At 66.9% G+C, this 12814-nt stretch carries 17 protein-coding genes; 3 read left to right on the top strand and 14 right to left on the bottom strand.

The window, feature by feature from the left end; genetic code table 11:
* Positions 1–7: 7 nt before the first annotated feature.
* The gene (gene ftsH / locus GOC52_RS07795; RefSeq protein ID WP_043402105.1) at positions 8–1942 is read right to left on the bottom strand and encodes an ATP-dependent zinc metalloprotease FtsH; all 1935 of its coding nucleotides are present in this window, start codon (positions 1940–1942) and stop codon (positions 8–10) included.
* 69 nt (positions 1943–2011) lie between these two features.
* Positions 2012–2644 (bottom strand): 23S rRNA (uridine(2552)-2'-O)-methyltransferase RlmE, encoded by a 633-nt coding sequence (rlmE, locus tag GOC52_RS07790; protein WP_005409014.1) that lies wholly within the window; start codon positions 2642–2644, stop codon positions 2012–2014.
* Between the two features lie 65 nt (positions 2645–2709).
* Here rlmE and yhbY point away from each other — a divergent pair, with 65 nt between their 5' ends.
* Positions 2710–3015 (top strand): ribosome assembly RNA-binding protein YhbY, encoded by a 306-nt coding sequence (yhbY, locus tag GOC52_RS07785; protein WP_004152868.1) that lies wholly within the window; start codon positions 2710–2712, stop codon positions 3013–3015.
* A 13-nt stretch (positions 3016–3028) separates the two neighbouring features.
* On the top strand, positions 3029–3403 hold the full coding sequence (locus GOC52_RS07780; RefSeq protein WP_010485970.1) for an Mth938-like domain-containing protein: 375 nt from the start codon (positions 3029–3031) through the stop codon (positions 3401–3403).
* Between the two features lie 138 nt (positions 3404–3541).
* On the opposite strand, the gene GOC52_RS07775 is transcribed toward GOC52_RS07780, so the two are convergent.
* The 4 genes from GOC52_RS07775 to surE are packed head-to-tail and all read right to left on the bottom strand — an operon-like array spanning position 3542 to position 6407.
* On the bottom strand, positions 3542–4324 hold the full coding sequence (locus GOC52_RS07775) for a peptidoglycan DD-metalloendopeptidase family protein (protein WP_010485973.1): 783 nt from the start codon (positions 4322–4324) through the stop codon (positions 3542–3544).
* Positions 4321–4935 (bottom strand): YqaA family protein, encoded by a 615-nt coding sequence (locus GOC52_RS07770; protein WP_043402113.1) that lies wholly within the window; start codon positions 4933–4935, stop codon positions 4321–4323. The genes GOC52_RS07775 and GOC52_RS07770 overlap by 4 nt, the downstream gene beginning before the upstream one ends.
* An 18-nt stretch (positions 4936–4953) precedes the next feature.
* Positions 4954–5631 carry a protein-L-isoaspartate(D-aspartate) O-methyltransferase gene (locus GOC52_RS07765; protein ID WP_010485977.1) on the bottom strand — a complete coding sequence of 226 codons (678 nt, stop codon included), beginning with the start codon at positions 5629–5631 and terminating at the stop codon, positions 4954–4956.
* Positions 5628–6407, bottom strand: a complete 780-nt coding sequence (gene surE / locus GOC52_RS07760; protein ID WP_010485979.1) for a 5'/3'-nucleotidase SurE — start codon at positions 6405–6407, stop codon at positions 5628–5630. The genes GOC52_RS07765 and surE overlap by 4 nt, the downstream gene beginning before the upstream one ends.
* Before the next feature lie 209 nt (positions 6408–6616).
* Here surE and GOC52_RS07755 point away from each other — a divergent pair, with 209 nt between their 5' ends.
* On the top strand, positions 6617–7156 hold the full coding sequence (locus GOC52_RS07755; RefSeq protein ID WP_005409007.1) for a Smr/MutS family protein: 540 nt from the start codon (positions 6617–6619) through the stop codon (positions 7154–7156).
* 123 nt (positions 7157–7279) lie between these two features.
* On the opposite strand, the gene truD is transcribed toward GOC52_RS07755, so the two are convergent.
* The 8 genes from truD to kdsA all read right to left on the bottom strand — a co-directional run bounded on the left by truD (position 7280) and on the right by kdsA (position 12784).
* Positions 7280–8311, bottom strand: a complete 1032-nt coding sequence (gene truD, locus GOC52_RS07750; protein WP_191851088.1) for a tRNA pseudouridine(13) synthase TruD — start codon at positions 8309–8311, stop codon at positions 7280–7282.
* On the bottom strand, positions 8308–8805 hold the full coding sequence (ispF, locus tag GOC52_RS07745; protein WP_043402123.1) for a 2-C-methyl-D-erythritol 2,4-cyclodiphosphate synthase: 498 nt from the start codon (positions 8803–8805) through the stop codon (positions 8308–8310). The genes truD and ispF overlap by 4 nt, the downstream gene beginning before the upstream one ends.
* 34 nt (positions 8806–8839) lie before the next feature.
* The gene (gene ispD, locus GOC52_RS07740) at positions 8840–9538 is read right to left on the bottom strand and encodes a 2-C-methyl-D-erythritol 4-phosphate cytidylyltransferase (protein ID WP_143993668.1); all 699 of its coding nucleotides are present in this window, start codon (positions 9536–9538) and stop codon (positions 8840–8842) included.
* The gene (gene ftsB / locus GOC52_RS07735; protein WP_010485987.1) at positions 9535–9888 is read right to left on the bottom strand and encodes a cell division protein FtsB; all 354 of its coding nucleotides are present in this window, start codon (positions 9886–9888) and stop codon (positions 9535–9537) included. The genes ispD and ftsB overlap by 4 nt, the downstream gene beginning before the upstream one ends.
* A gap of 4 nt (positions 9889–9892) precedes the next feature.
* A complete protein-coding gene (eno, locus tag GOC52_RS07730; RefSeq protein ID WP_049455326.1) occupies positions 9893–11185 on the bottom strand; it encodes a phosphopyruvate hydratase in 1293 nt (430 codons plus the stop codon).
* A 95-nt stretch (positions 11186–11280) separates the two neighbouring features.
* Positions 11281–11610, bottom strand: a complete 330-nt coding sequence (locus GOC52_RS07725) for a hypothetical protein (RefSeq protein WP_191851086.1) — start codon at positions 11608–11610, stop codon at positions 11281–11283.
* Complete coding sequence (locus GOC52_RS07720; RefSeq protein WP_100448258.1) at positions 11610–11957, bottom strand: hypothetical protein; 348 nt, start codon at positions 11955–11957, stop codon at positions 11610–11612. The genes GOC52_RS07725 and GOC52_RS07720 overlap by 1 nt, the downstream gene beginning before the upstream one ends.
* The gene (gene kdsA, locus GOC52_RS07715) at positions 11954–12784 is read right to left on the bottom strand and encodes a 3-deoxy-8-phosphooctulonate synthase (protein ID WP_010485995.1); all 831 of its coding nucleotides are present in this window, start codon (positions 12782–12784) and stop codon (positions 11954–11956) included. The genes GOC52_RS07720 and kdsA overlap by 4 nt, the downstream gene beginning before the upstream one ends.
* Positions 12785–12814 lie beyond the last annotated feature (30 nt).

Here is a 12814-nt window from a genome sequence, read left to right as displayed (position 1 = left end):
CGGGCCGTCAGTGCGATTCGGCCGGGCCCGCGATCGGCGGCAGCGGGCGGGCGTCGCCGCCCTTGTCGTTGCCACCATCCTTGTTCGACTTGCTCCAGCCGGCCGGCGGCGGCGGATCGCGGCCCTCCATGATGGCGTCGATCTGCGGCGCGTCGATGGTCTCGTACTGCAGCAGCAGCTGCGACATCGCGTGCAGCTTGTCCAGGTTGGCCGTCATCAGCTCGGTGGTGCGTGCGTAAGCCTCGTCGAGGATGTTGCGCACTTCCTCGTCGATGCGGCGCGCGGTGTCGTTGGACACGCTCTTGTGCTGGGTGACCGAGCGCCCCAGGAACACCTCGTCATCTTCTTCGCCATAGGCGATCGGGCCGAGCTGGTCGGACAGGCCCCACTTGGTGACCATGTTGCGGGCCATCTTGGTGGCGCGTTCGATGTCGTTGGAGGCGCCCGTGGTGACCTTGTCGGCACCGAAGATCAGCTCTTCGGCGACGCGGCCACCATACAGCGAGCAAAGCTGCGACTTGATCGCCACGCGGTTCATCGAATACTTGTCGCCTTCCGGCAGGTACATGGTCACGCCCAGCGCACGGCCGCGCGGAATGATGGTGACCTTGTAGACCGGGTCGTGCTCGGGCACCAGGCGGCCGACGATGGCGTGACCGGCCTCGTGGTAGGCGGTGAGCGTCTTCTCTTCTTCGCTCATGGCCATCGAGCGGCGCTCGGCACCCATCAGGATCTTGTCGCGGGCACGGTCGAAGTGGTCCATGCGGACTTCCTTCTCGTTGCCACGCGCAGCGAACAGGGCGGCCTCGTTGCAGAGGTTGGCCAGGTCGGCGCCGGAGAAGCCCGGGGTACCGCGCGCGATCACCATCGGCTCGACATCGTCGGCCAGGGGCAGCTTGCGCATGTGGACCTTCAGGATGTGCTCGCGGCCCTTCACGTCCGGCAGGCCGACCACGACCTGGCGGTCGAAACGGCCCGGGCGCAGCAGCGCCGGGTCCAGCACGTCCGGACGGTTGGTCGCGGCGATCACGATCACGCCTTCGCCGCCTTCAAACCCGTCCATCTCGACCAGCAGCTGGTTCAGGGTCTGCTCGCGCTCGTCGTGACCGCCGCCCAGGCCGGCGCCACGGTGGCGACCGACGGCGTCGATTTCGTCGATGAAGATGATGCACGGCGCGTGCTTCTTGGCCTGCTCGAACATGTCGCGCACGCGGCTGGCGCCGACGCCGACGAACATTTCAACGAAGTCCGAACCGGAGATCGAGAAGAACGGCACCTTGGCTTCGCCGGCGATGGCCTTGGCCAGCAGCGTCTTGCCGGTACCCGGCGGGCCCACCATCAGCACGCCGCGCGGAATCTTGCCGCCCAGCTTGGTGAACTTGGACGGGTCGCGCAGGAAGTCGACCAGTTCACCCACTTCTTCCTTGGCCTCGTCGCAGCCGGCGACGTCGGCGAAGGTGACCTTGATCTGGTCTTCGCCCTGCAGCTTGGCGCGCGACTTGCCGAAGGACATCGCGCCCTTGGCACCGCCGCCACCGCCCTGCATCTGGCGCATGATGAACAACCAGAAGCCGATGATCAGGATGACCGGCAGGAAATTCATCAGGATCGCGCCGAGGGAAATGCCGCTGGACGGCTCCTCCTGCACGATCTCCACGTTCTTGGTGCGCAGCACGTTGATCAGGTCACGATCGAACGGCGCGGTGATGGTGGACGACTGCCCACCGCGGGTGGTGTAGGTCAGCTGGCTGGTACCGCCGCGCATGTCGCCGCCAAAGGCGACCTTCTGCACGTTGCCGCTGTCCACCTGGTCCAGGAACTGCGAATACGACGCACCCTGCGCCCCGGCCCCGGAGGACTTCGGCGAGAAGCTCTGGAAGACCACCATCAGCACGACGGCGACGACCACCCATAGCAGGAGGTTCTTGGTCAAGTCGTTCATCCTCATTGGCTCCGGTGTTCCTCTCAGTGCTGGCGTTGCGTTGGGGTCGAACTTGCGTACGTTGCGAGCTTACTTCATGTGGGCGCGTTTTCCCTGACCCAAGGCATACACCTCGGGAGAGCGCTTGCGCGAGGCTTCCGGCTTGCGGATGGAGACTTTGTCGTACCGGCGGCGCATGTCGCGCACGTAGTCGTCAAAGCCCTCGCCCTGGAACAGCTTGATCAGGAATGCCCCACCGGTTTTCAGGTGGTTGTCGGCAAAATCCAGGGCCAGCTCCGCCAGGTGCATCATCCGCGGCTGGTCGACCGCGCCCACACCACTCTTATTGGGGGCCATGTCCGACAGCACAAGGTCTACCGGCTGATCTCCGAGCATGGCTTCAAACTGCGATAGAACGGCTTCTTCCCTGAAGTCACCATGAAGGAACTCGACGCCGGCCAGCGGCGGCATGTCCAGGATGTCCAGGGCCAGCACGCGGCCGGTGTCGCCGATCTGTCTCCGAACCTGCTGAGACCAGCCGCCCGGGGCCGCGCCGAGGTCGACCACCACCATGTGCGGCTTCAGCAACCGGTCACGTTCCAGCAGCTCTTCGAGCTTGTAGGCGGCGCGCGAACGCATGCCTTCGGCCTGGGCCTTCTTCACGAAGGGGTCGGAGAAGTGTTCCTTGAGCCAGCGCTGGCTGCTTTTGCTGCGGGTAGCCATTGAAAATAGGGGCTGATGGGGTCCTCATGATACCCTGATCGCCCCATTCAACCGTGTTTTCCTGCATGTCCATCGCCCTGACCGCTTCCCAGACCCGTTTCCTGCGCGGCCAAGCCCACGACCTGAAGGCCCTGCTGCAGACCGGCGGCAAGGGTGTGACCCCGGCCTTCATCGCTGAGCTGAACGAAGTGCTGGAGCGCCACGAGCTGGTCAAGGTGAAGGTCGCGGCCGAAGACCGCGACGCCCGTGACGTGATGATCGGCGAGATCGTCGAAGCCACCGAAAGCGCGCTGGTGCAGCGCATCGGCCATGTCGCCGTGCTGTACCGCCCGAGCAAGGAACAGCGACAGATCGTGCTGCCGCGCGGCTGATCGCCCTACTGCCATGCAGCTGAACCACGAACCGCCGGATTACGCCTACAGCCTGCGCGCCGCCGATGGCCGCTCGGCCCGGGTCAACGAGCTGGTGCTGGGCAGCAGCTTCTTCCTGACCCCGGACCAGCTGGTCGAGCGCTGGCCGGTGAAGCAGGCCACCGAACTGCAGCTGGCCGACCTGGAGCCGATCCTGGCGCTGAACCCGGCGCTGATCGTGCTCGGCACCGGTGACCGCCAGGTGTTCCCGCCGGCGGTGGTGATGGCCGCCTGCCTGTCACGCGGCATCGGCCTGGAAGTGATGAACAATCCGGCCGCCGCGCGCACCTTCAACATCTTGGCCGGCGAAGGCCGCAAGGTCGCCGCCGCCTTCATTCTCGAAGGCTGACGTGGCGTCGCCGGGCATGGCCCGGCGGCGCCCTGGATCACACCTACTCTGTAGCGCCCGAGCCCATGCTCGGGCGGCGCCGCGTCGCGGCGCGGAAAGCCGCCGGGCGTGACCCGGCGCTACCCGATCACACGGTGATCAGCGTGCCGGCAGATACTGCTGCGGGTCGACCGGCTTGCCGTTGTAGCGAATCTCGAAGTGGACCATGTCGCGGTTCGCACCGGTGCGGCCCATTTCGGCGATCTGCTCGCCAGCCTTCACGCTCTGCCCTTCATTGACCAGGCGCTTGCGGTTGTGACCATAGGCGGACAGCCACTGGTCGCTGTGCTTGATGATGATCAGTTCGCCGTAGCCGACCAGGCCGGCACCGGAGTACACCACCACGCCATTGGCGGTTGCCTTGACCGGCTGGCCGCTGGTGCCGGCGATGTCCACGCCCTGCTTGGTCGCATCACCGGCCACGTAGCGGCCGACGATCGCGCCATCGGCTGGCCAGCGCCAGGCGATGTTGCTCTTGACCGGCCCGACCGGCGCCGGGGCCGGCGCGGTGCTGCCGCCACTGCTGCCAGCCGAACGCGGCGGGGTGACCACCGTGGTCGGCGCACGGCCGCTGGTGGCCCCCTGCGGATAAAGGCGGATCACCTGGCCGGGGTAGATGGTCGACGGGTTGTCCAGACGATTCCAGGCAATCAGGTCGGCCGGGGTGATGTCATGGATGCGGGCCAGCGCATAGATGGTATCGCCCTTGCGCACCACCACGGTCTGCCCGGGCTTGGGCACCGAGGTCTTCGGCGTGGTCACGCCACCAGTGCTGCCGCCGCCCGGGCGGACCACGGTGGCGGTGCCGCAGGCGGCCAGGGTGGAAACCAGCAACGCCAGCGCGCCGATGCGCACTCCCTTGCTCAGACGATCAGGACTCATGCGAACTTCGACCTCCATACAAGCCAGGCGATCAGCACCACCACCAACGCGGTGGCGATCCAGCCCAGCGGTTCAATCCAGCGACGCAGTGCCGCTTCGGCACGCGCACCACCGATACGGATGACCGCAGCCAGCACGAACACGCGCTTGCCGCGACCGATCAGCATGCTCAGCAGGTACTGCGGCATCGGTACGCCGACGATACCCGATGCCCACGTGAAGACCTTCATCGGGATGGGCATGAATCCGCCCAGCACCAGGAAGGTGAACACCGCCCAGGGCGACTCGGCCATCTTCGCCTGCACGGTGATGATGCCCTGCTCGATCGCCGGCAGCATGCCCAGCGCTTCGAACAGCGGCTTGATCGCCTCGAAGGCGTAATGACCCAGTGCATAGCCAACCAGCGCGCCGACCATCGAGCCGGCCAGGCTGAGGGTGGCGAACCACCAGCCGCGCTTGGGCTGGGCCACGCACATCGGCGCCAGCATCACCTCCGGCATCACCGGGAAGATGATCGCCTCGAAGAAGCTCAACACCGTCAGGTAGGTCGGCGCGCGCTCGTGCGCCGCCCACTTCATCGCCCGCTCGTACAGCGGCCCGAAAATCTTCATGCAACCCTGCTCCGTGGATTAGTCGAGCATGCCAGACAGCAGCGGCACGAACGTGACCGGCGCCAGCACGTGTTGTTCGATGCTGCCGTCGGCCTTGCGGTCCAGCTGTACCAGCGACTGCGCTCCGGGGCCACCGACCGGCGCCACCAGGCGGCCGCCCTCGGCCAGCTGCTCGATCAGGGCGTCGACCAGTGCCGGCGCCGCCGCAGTGACCACGATGGCATCGAACGGACCGTGCTCGGCCCAACCGACGCGGCCGTCGTCATGCTTGGTGCGGATGTTCATGCCCAGCGCACGGAAGCGCTTGCGGGCCTGGCGCAGCAGATCGCCGATGCGCTCCACGGTGTAGACCTCCAGGCCCAGCGCACCGAGGATGGCGGCCTGGTAACCGGAACCGGTGCCGACTTCCAGCACCCGCTTCGGCGCGACCTGGAGCACCGCCTCGGTCATCCGCGCGACCACCCAGGGTTGCGAGATGGTCTGGCCGTGGCCGATCGGCAGCGCGGTGTCTTCATACGCGCGCGAGGCCAGTGCCTCGTCGATGAACAGATGGCGCGGCACCACCCGGATCGCGTTCAAGGTCGGCTCGTCGACGATCCCGGCTTCGCGAAGGCGGTCGACCAGTCGGTCACGCACGCGCTGCGAGGTCATGCCGATACCGACGGCTTCCGGTTGCAGGCGCAGGCGTGGGCTCATGCCGGCTGGTCCAGCGCCGCACTGAGGCCGCCAACCCAGCTGGCCACCTTCTCCAGTGCCTGGTAGCGGGTCAGGTCGACCTGGATCGGGGTGATGGAGATGTGGCCGGTGCGCACCGCATGGAAATCGGTGCCGGGACCGGAGTCCTGCTCACGACCGGCCGGGCCGATCCAGTACACCTCATTGCCGCGCGGATCCTTCTGCGCGATGCAGCCTTCGGCGCGATGGCGGTTCCCCAGGCGGGTGACCTCGAAGCCCTTGACCTCGCTCCACGGCAGGTCCGGCACGTTGACGTTGAGGATGGTGTCAGCCGGCAACGGATCGGCCTTGAGCCGGGCGACGATCTCCACCGCGGCGCGCGCGGCGGTCTCGAAGTGCTTCGGATCATGGTTGCGGGTAACCAGCGAGACCGCCACCGCCGGCAGGCCGAGGAAGCGGCCTTCCATCGCCGCCGAGACGGTGCCGGAATAGATCACGTCATCGCCGAGGTTGGCGGCGTTGTTGATGCCGGACACGACAATGTCGGGTTCGAACTCAAGCAGCCCGGTCAGCGCAAGGTGCACGCAGTCGGTCGGGGTGCCGGCCACCGAGACGGTGTAATGGTCGATGCGCTTGAGGCGGATCGGCAGGTCCAGGGTCAGCGAGTTGCTGGCGCCGGAGCGATCGCGGTCGGGTGCCACCACCGTGACTTCGTGTCCGGCCTCGCGCAGCACCGAAGCAAGCATCCGGATGCCTGCGGCGTCGACGCCATCGTCGTTACTGACCAGGATTCGCATCTTCGATTTAACCGCTTGATTTTCCAAGAATTCGATTCCATCACCGTGCAGTGTGGGCGGGACCGTCGTACTCCCCTGCGGAAGCCGTCGACCCTGCAAGGGCATCGTCTATTGTGCCGCATGCGAGCCGCTGGTCCTACCCTGCCGGCGGTCACGGCCGACATCGAACCGTCATAGGCAGACCTGCGCCGGCGGTTTACCCTGTGCGCATGTCGCACCCTGAAGATGAAGATCCGGCCGCATTGTTCCGTGCGGCCATCGGCGAAGTGACGCCGCTGCGCAAGGATGCCGAGCCGGCACCGGCTGCGCCCCGGCCGAAGCCGCGCGCGCGCATGGCCGAACGTGACGAGGCCGAAGCCGCCGGCGAGTTCGCCCGGCTGCTGCGCGACAGCACGCCGCTGGAAGCCGGCGACGTGGCCAGCTATCGCCGCGACAACCTGCCACCGCGCCTGTTCCAGCGCCTCAAGCGTGGCCAGTATTCGGTGCAGGACGAGCTGGACCTGCATGGTGCCACCGCCGCGCAGGCGGAGACGCTGCTGCGCCAGTTCCTGCTGGAGGCGCATGCACACGAGTATGGCTGCGTGCGCATCATCCACGGTAAGGGCCTGCAGTCCGATGGCGGTGCGCCGGTGCTGAAGAACCTGGTTGATCGCCTGCTGCGGCTGCGCAACGACGTGCTGGCCTTCCATTCGGCGCCGACCGGACAAGGCGGCACCGGCGCGGTACTGGTGCTGCTGGCACGGCGGTGAAAAAAGGGGACACCATGTGTCCAGGTAGAGTCGACTGTCAGTCGACTGCTCTTCCAGCGGCAAGCGAATACCGCGCGCTGCGCGCGCAAGTCGACTGACAGTCGACTCTACCGCGCGCCCTGCTCAGGCCTGCGAGGCGTCTTCGACCGGGCCGAGCTCGTGCAGCACGGCGGTGGCGTAGCAGCCCGGCGGCAGCGCGAACGACAGCTCCAGTACGTCATCGGCCAGCCATTGGTGCTGCAGCAGCGCCGGGCGCAGCCGCAGCGCGCGGCGCTCCTGCTTCAGCCGTGCGCCTTCCAGGCCGGCACGCAGGGCCTTCGATTCCTCGTTGTCCAGCGCGGCCAGCTCCAGCTCGCGTGCCGCATCGGTGCTGCGCAGCTCGCCTTCGCCCCACAGCGGCGCGCTGGGATGGATGTCGAAACGCGCCAGGCGCTCGGCCAGCACGTCGGTGTACGGCTCGGGTCCGAACACACTGCGGCTGCCATCGAGCATCCACACTTCGCCCTCCAGCGGCTGATCCCAGTTGCCCTGCTCCACGCGCGCGGCCAGCACGCGGTTGAACAGCGCCGAACGCGCGGCTGACAGCAGCAGCGAACGCTGATCCTTGCGCATGCGGCGGCCACCGAACATCGCCAGTGCCGCCGGCACGTTGCCGCCGTCGCGGCCAAAGCGCTGTTCGCCGAACCAGTTCGGCAGGCCGCGCTCGGCAACCTGCTGCAGGCGTTCGCCGATCGCTGCGGCATCGCCCTGCACTTCACGCAACACCAGCTTGAAACGGTTGCCGGCCAGTGCGCCACGCTGCAGCTTGCGGTTATGCCAAGTCGCTTCGAGCACTTCGATCTCATCACTGGCCAACTCGGCCAGGTCCGGCGCAATGCGCTTGGGCAGGTGCACGCTGAAACGCTGGGTGGTGACCGCGTGACGATCCTTCATGCCGGCGTAGCTGACCGCCATTTCCGGCAGGCCGGCCCACTTGGCCAGCACCTTGGCCACATGCACGGTGTTGGCACCGCGCTTGCGGATGTGCAGCAGCAGGTGCTCACCTTCGCCGGTGGCCTCGAAGGCCGGCAGTTCGTCCACCTGGAAATCGTCCGGCGTGGTGCGGATGCGCGCTGTGAGCAATGGCGCACCGAATGCAAGCGGCAGGGGAATCATGCGGCCACCAGCAGCACCACGGCCTGCGCGGCGATGCCTTCACCACGGCCGGTGAAGCCCAGCTTTTCCGAGGTGGTGGCCTTGACGCTGACCGCATCCAGCGGCAACTGCAGCAGCTCGCCGATGCGCTCACGCATGGCCAGCGCATGCGGGCCAACCTTGGGCCGCTCGCAGATCACGGTGATGTCGGTGTTGCCGACACGCCAGCCACGCTCACGCAGCAGGCTGTCGCAGTGGCGCACGAAATCACTGCTGTCGGCGCCCTTCCAGCGGCTGTCGCTTGGTGGGAAATGCTGGCCGATGTCACCCAGCGCCAGTGCGCCCAGCATCGCGTCGCACAGAGCGTGCAGGATCACGTCGCCGTCGCTGTGTGCGAGCACGCCGCAGCTGTGCGGTACGTTCACGCCGCCGAGCATGATGTGATCGCCTTCACCGAAGGCATGGACGTCATAGCCCTGGCCGATGCGGACGGGCGGGAAAGGTGCGGTGCTCATGGATGCAACCCTTGCAGCAGGGCCGCGCGGGCAATCAGCTGGCGCGGCGGGAAAGTACGAATTCGAACCGGTCCAGATCGGCCGGGGTGGTGACCTTGAAGTTGTCCTCGCTGCCTTCCACCAGCAGCGGGCGCTGGCCCTGGCGCTCCATGGCCATGGCCTCGTCGGTGACTTCAACACCGGCGGCGGCAGCTTCGGACAGCGCGCGGCTGAGCTGATGGCGACGGAACAGCTGCGGGGTCAGTGCGCGCCACAGGCGCTCGCGCGGCTCGGTGCCGTCGATGCCACCGTCGTCACCCGCACGCTTGAGGGTGTCGCGCACCGGGGCGGCCAGGATCGCGCCAACCGGGTCGGCACGGCCGACTTCAAGCAGGCGGCCGAGATCGGCCAGGGACAGGTTCGGTCGGGCTGCGTCATGCACCAGCACGAACTCATCGGCGCGCACCGACTCCGGCAGCGCCTGCAGGCCAGACAGCACCGAAGCGGCACGGGTCGCGCCACCGATGCAGGTCAGCACCGGCTTGCCCGCCCACTCGTTCCAGCCGGGCCAGTCGGCGTCGTCCTGGCCGATCACCACCATCGCCCCGGCCACAGCCGGGTGCGCCAGCAGGGCGTCCAGGGTATGGGCGAGCAGGATCTGTCCACCTGCCTGCAGGTACTGCTTGGGCAACGGCGCGCCGAAGCGGGTGCCACGGCCAGCAGCAGGAACCACGACCCAGATCGCCGCACTCATGGCACGTCCGCCGGGTGTTCGCCGACCTGCGCGCTCACACCTGCCGCAGGCTGCGCCGGATGCACCGGCACATCCTCGACCACGCGGTAGAACTTCTCGCCGGGCTTGATCATGCCCAGCTCGCTGCGCGCGCGTTCCTCGATGGCGGACTGGCCTTCCTTGAGGTCCTTCACTTCGGCAGCCAGCGCATCGTTGCGCTGCTGCAGGCCCTCATTGTCCCGCTCCTGGTTGGTGACCTGGGCTTCGAGCATCATCACTTCGCCCGAGTTGCCCGGACCGAACCAGAAGCGGTACTGCAGCCAACCCAGCAGCAGGGCCAGCACCAGCAGCATCCAGCGCCAGTCGCGCATCGGCTCAGCGCTTCAGCGAAACGAACGCGTCACGACCGGCGTAACGCGCGCCGGCGCCGAGGGCTTCCTCGATGCGCAGCAGCTGGTTGTACTTGGCCACGCGATCGCTGCGGCACAGCGAGCCGGTCTTGATCTGGGTGGCGGTGGTGGCCACGGCAATGTCGGCAATGGTCGTGTCTTCGGTTTCGCCCGAACGGTGCGAGACCACGGCGGCATAGCCGGCGCGATCGGCCATGGCGATCGCTTCCAGGGTTTCGCTCAGGGTACCGATCTGGTTGACCTTGATCAGGATCGCGTTGGCGGTGCCCGAGTCGATGCCTTCCTGGAAGATCTTCGGGTTGGTCACGAACAGGTCGTCGCCGACCAGCTGCACCTTCTTGCCGATGCGGTCGGTCAGCAGCTTCCAGCCGGCCCAGTCGTTCTCGGCCAGGCCATCTTCAATGGTGATGATCGGGTACTGCGCGGCCCAGTCGGCGAGGAAGTCGACGAACTGCTCGGAGGTCAGGCGCTTGTTCTCGCCGACCAGGTTGTACTTGCCGTTCTCGAAGAACTCGCTGGAAGCCACGTCCAGGCCCAGCAGCACGTCTTCACCGGCGGTGTAGCCGGCCTTGCCGATCGCTTCGAGGATGGTGTCCAGCGCTTCGACGTTGCTGCGGAAGTCCGGTGCGAAGCCGCCTTCGTCGCCGACCGCCGTGCTCAGGCCGTGGCCCTTCAGCACCGACTTCAGCGAATGGAAGATTTCGGTACCGGCGCGCAGCGCTTCGGAGAACGAGGTGAAGCCGACCGGCAGCACCATGAACTCCTGGAAGTCGACGTTGTTGTCGGCATGCGCGCCGCCGTTGATGATGTTCATCATCGGCACCGGCAGCGACGGGGTCACGCCGGTCTTGGCGGCCAGGTACTGCCACAGCGCCTGCTTGCTCGATGCGGCAGCGGCGTGCGCGGCGGCCATCGAAACACCCAGCAGTGCGTTGGCGCCGAGGCGGCCCTTGTTCTCGGTGCCGTCGAGGTCGATCAGGCGACGGTCGAGGCCGGCCTGGTCGGTGGCCTCGACGCCCTTCAGCGCGGCGGCAATCGTGGTGTTGACGTTGTCGACGGCCTTGCGCACGCCCTTGCCCAGGTAACGGGTCTTGTCGCCGTCACGCAGCTCGACCGCTTCCTTGGTGCCGGTCGAGGCGCCGGAGGGAACCGCGGCACGACCGAACGAACCGTCCTCCAGGATGACTTCGGCTTCCAGCGTGGGGTTGCCACGACTGTCGAGGATTTCACGGGCGTGGATGCTGCGGATCGTACTCATGGTCGGACCGGTTACCTGTCTGGAGAGGGGCGACAAAACGAATGCCGCGTGATTATCCCCGGCTGCCCGCCACTTGCCAAATGGAATGGGCGGCTTCAGCCCCAGCTGGACCCGATCACGATCAGCACCAGCGACACCAACATCACCAGCAACGCACCAGCAATCGCCGCCAGGATGGGGCCACGCCGCCGTCGCCAGGCCAGCACCATCGCCACCGGACTGCCCAGGAAGGACAGCATCATCGTGACCAGCGCGCCCAGCAACCACCACTGCGTGGCCTGCACGCCGTTGTTTCCGTCCCCCGGCGGCCGGAAACTGGCGGTGAAGGCCAGCACGCCCACCACAAGGGCCATCCAGGTCAACACGGCCAGGCCCAGAGCGATCAGCCCCCATGGCCAGCCGCGCGCCGACGTGGTCGTATTCATCAAAGCACTCCGTAGAACAGGGCGCCCAGCCACAGCGACAGCAGGATGATCGCCAGGCCAGCCATCACCTTGCCGCGATTCAGCCGCCAGGCCAGTACAGCGGCAGCGACGCATCCCACGGCGCCGAGCAGCTCTGCCACCAGCAGCGCAATGAAGTACGCGCGCAGATTGAGCGCGCTGCCGCCATCGCCCGGTGGGCGCACTGACGCAGCGCCGATCAGCACCAGGCCGAACATGCCCACGGTGAACAGCACGGCCAGGCCCAGTGCAATCAGGCCCCAGGGCCACTGTTTCCAGTGCCGGCGGCGGCGCTGGTTTTCCAGCGCCAGCCACGGGTCACGACTCACGCGAAGCGCGAGAAGCCGTGCTTCTTGGTCACCGCATCGAGCTCCATCAGGGTCTCGAGCAGCGCTTCCATCTGGTCCAGCGGCCACGCGTTGGGGCCATCGGACAGCGCCTTGGACGGGTCCGGATGGGTCTCGGCGAACAGGCCGGAGATGCCCACCGCCACGGCAGCACGGGCCAGCACCGGCACGTGCTCGCGCTGGCCACCGGAACTGGTGCCCTGCCCGCCCGGCAGCTGCACCGAATGGGTGGCGTCGAACACCACTGGGCAACCGGTCTCGCGCATCACCGCGAGCGAACGCATGTCGCTGACCAGGTTGTTGTAGCCGAAGCTGGCACCGCGCTCGCAGACCATGATCTGCTCGTTGCCGGTGGCCTTGGCCTTCTCCACGACCGGCTTCATGTCCCACGGCGCCAGGAACTGGCCCTTCTTGATGTTGACCGGCTTGCCGGCCGAGCACACCTTGCGGATGAAGTCGGTCTGGCGGACCAGGAACGCCGGGGTCTGCAGCACGTCCACCACCGAGGCCACTTCATCCATCGGGGTGTACTCGTGGACGTCGGTCAGCACCGGCACGCCGATCTGCTTCTTGACCTCGGCCAGGACCTTCAGGCCTTCTTCCATGCCCGGGCCGCGGAAGGCGGTGCCCGAGGTGCGATTGGCCTTGTCGAAGCTGGACTTGAAGATGAAGTTGACGCCGAGCTTGTCGGTGATCTCCTTCAGCTTGCCGGCGGTATCAAGCTGCAGCTGCATCGACTCGATTACGCAGGGGCCGGCGATCAGGAACAGGGGCTGGTCCAGCCCGACCTCGAATCCACACAGTTTCATGGCGTTTCCTTGTTGTCCGCAGCACCGGCC

It is taken from the genome of Stenotrophomonas sp. SXG-1 (assembly GCF_014083965.1).
GTDB lineage: Bacteria > Pseudomonadota > Gammaproteobacteria > Xanthomonadales > Xanthomonadaceae > Stenotrophomonas > Stenotrophomonas geniculata.
This window is presented reverse-complemented; position numbering and strand designations above follow the sequence as displayed.

Excerpts from the sequence above, each read along its gene's own strand:
- ftsH (WP_043402105.1), bottom strand. The coding sequence starts at position 1,942 with ATGAACGACTTGACCAAGAACCTCCTGCTATGGGTGGTCGTCGCCGTC.
- rlmE (WP_005409014.1), bottom strand. The coding sequence starts at position 2,644 with ATGGCTACCCGCAGCAAAAGCAGCCAGCGCTGGCTCAAGGAACACTTC.
- yhbY (WP_004152868.1), top strand. The coding sequence starts at position 2,710 with ATGTCCATCGCCCTGACCGCTTCCCAGACCCGTTTCCTGCGCGGCCAA.
- GOC52_RS07780 (WP_010485970.1), top strand. The coding sequence starts at position 3,029 with ATGCAGCTGAACCACGAACCGCCGGATTACGCCTACAGCCTGCGCGCC.
- GOC52_RS07775 (WP_010485973.1), bottom strand. The coding sequence starts at position 4,324 with ATGAGTCCTGATCGTCTGAGCAAGGGAGTGCGCATCGGCGCGCTGGCG.
- GOC52_RS07770 (WP_043402113.1), bottom strand. The coding sequence starts at position 4,935 with ATGAAGATTTTCGGGCCGCTGTACGAGCGGGCGATGAAGTGGGCGGCG.
- GOC52_RS07765 (WP_010485977.1), bottom strand. The coding sequence starts at position 5,631 with ATGAGCCCACGCCTGCGCCTGCAACCGGAAGCCGTCGGTATCGGCATG.
- surE (WP_010485979.1), bottom strand. The coding sequence starts at position 6,407 with ATGCGAATCCTGGTCAGTAACGACGATGGCGTCGACGCCGCAGGCATC.
- GOC52_RS07755 (WP_005409007.1), top strand. The coding sequence starts at position 6,617 with ATGTCGCACCCTGAAGATGAAGATCCGGCCGCATTGTTCCGTGCGGCC.
- truD (WP_191851088.1), bottom strand. The coding sequence starts at position 8,311 with ATGATTCCCCTGCCGCTTGCATTCGGTGCGCCATTGCTCACAGCGCGC.
- ispF (WP_043402123.1), bottom strand. The coding sequence starts at position 8,805 with ATGAGCACCGCACCTTTCCCGCCCGTCCGCATCGGCCAGGGCTATGAC.
- ispD (WP_143993668.1), bottom strand. The coding sequence starts at position 9,538 with ATGAGTGCGGCGATCTGGGTCGTGGTTCCTGCTGCTGGCCGTGGCACC.
- ftsB (WP_010485987.1), bottom strand. The coding sequence starts at position 9,888 with ATGCGCGACTGGCGCTGGATGCTGCTGGTGCTGGCCCTGCTGCTGGGT.
- eno (WP_049455326.1), bottom strand. The coding sequence starts at position 11,185 with ATGAGTACGATCCGCAGCATCCACGCCCGTGAAATCCTCGACAGTCGT.
- GOC52_RS07725 (WP_191851086.1), bottom strand. The coding sequence starts at position 11,610 with ATGAATACGACCACGTCGGCGCGCGGCTGGCCATGGGGGCTGATCGCT.
- kdsA (WP_010485995.1), bottom strand. The coding sequence starts at position 12,784 with ATGAAACTGTGTGGATTCGAGGTCGGGCTGGACCAGCCCCTGTTCCTG.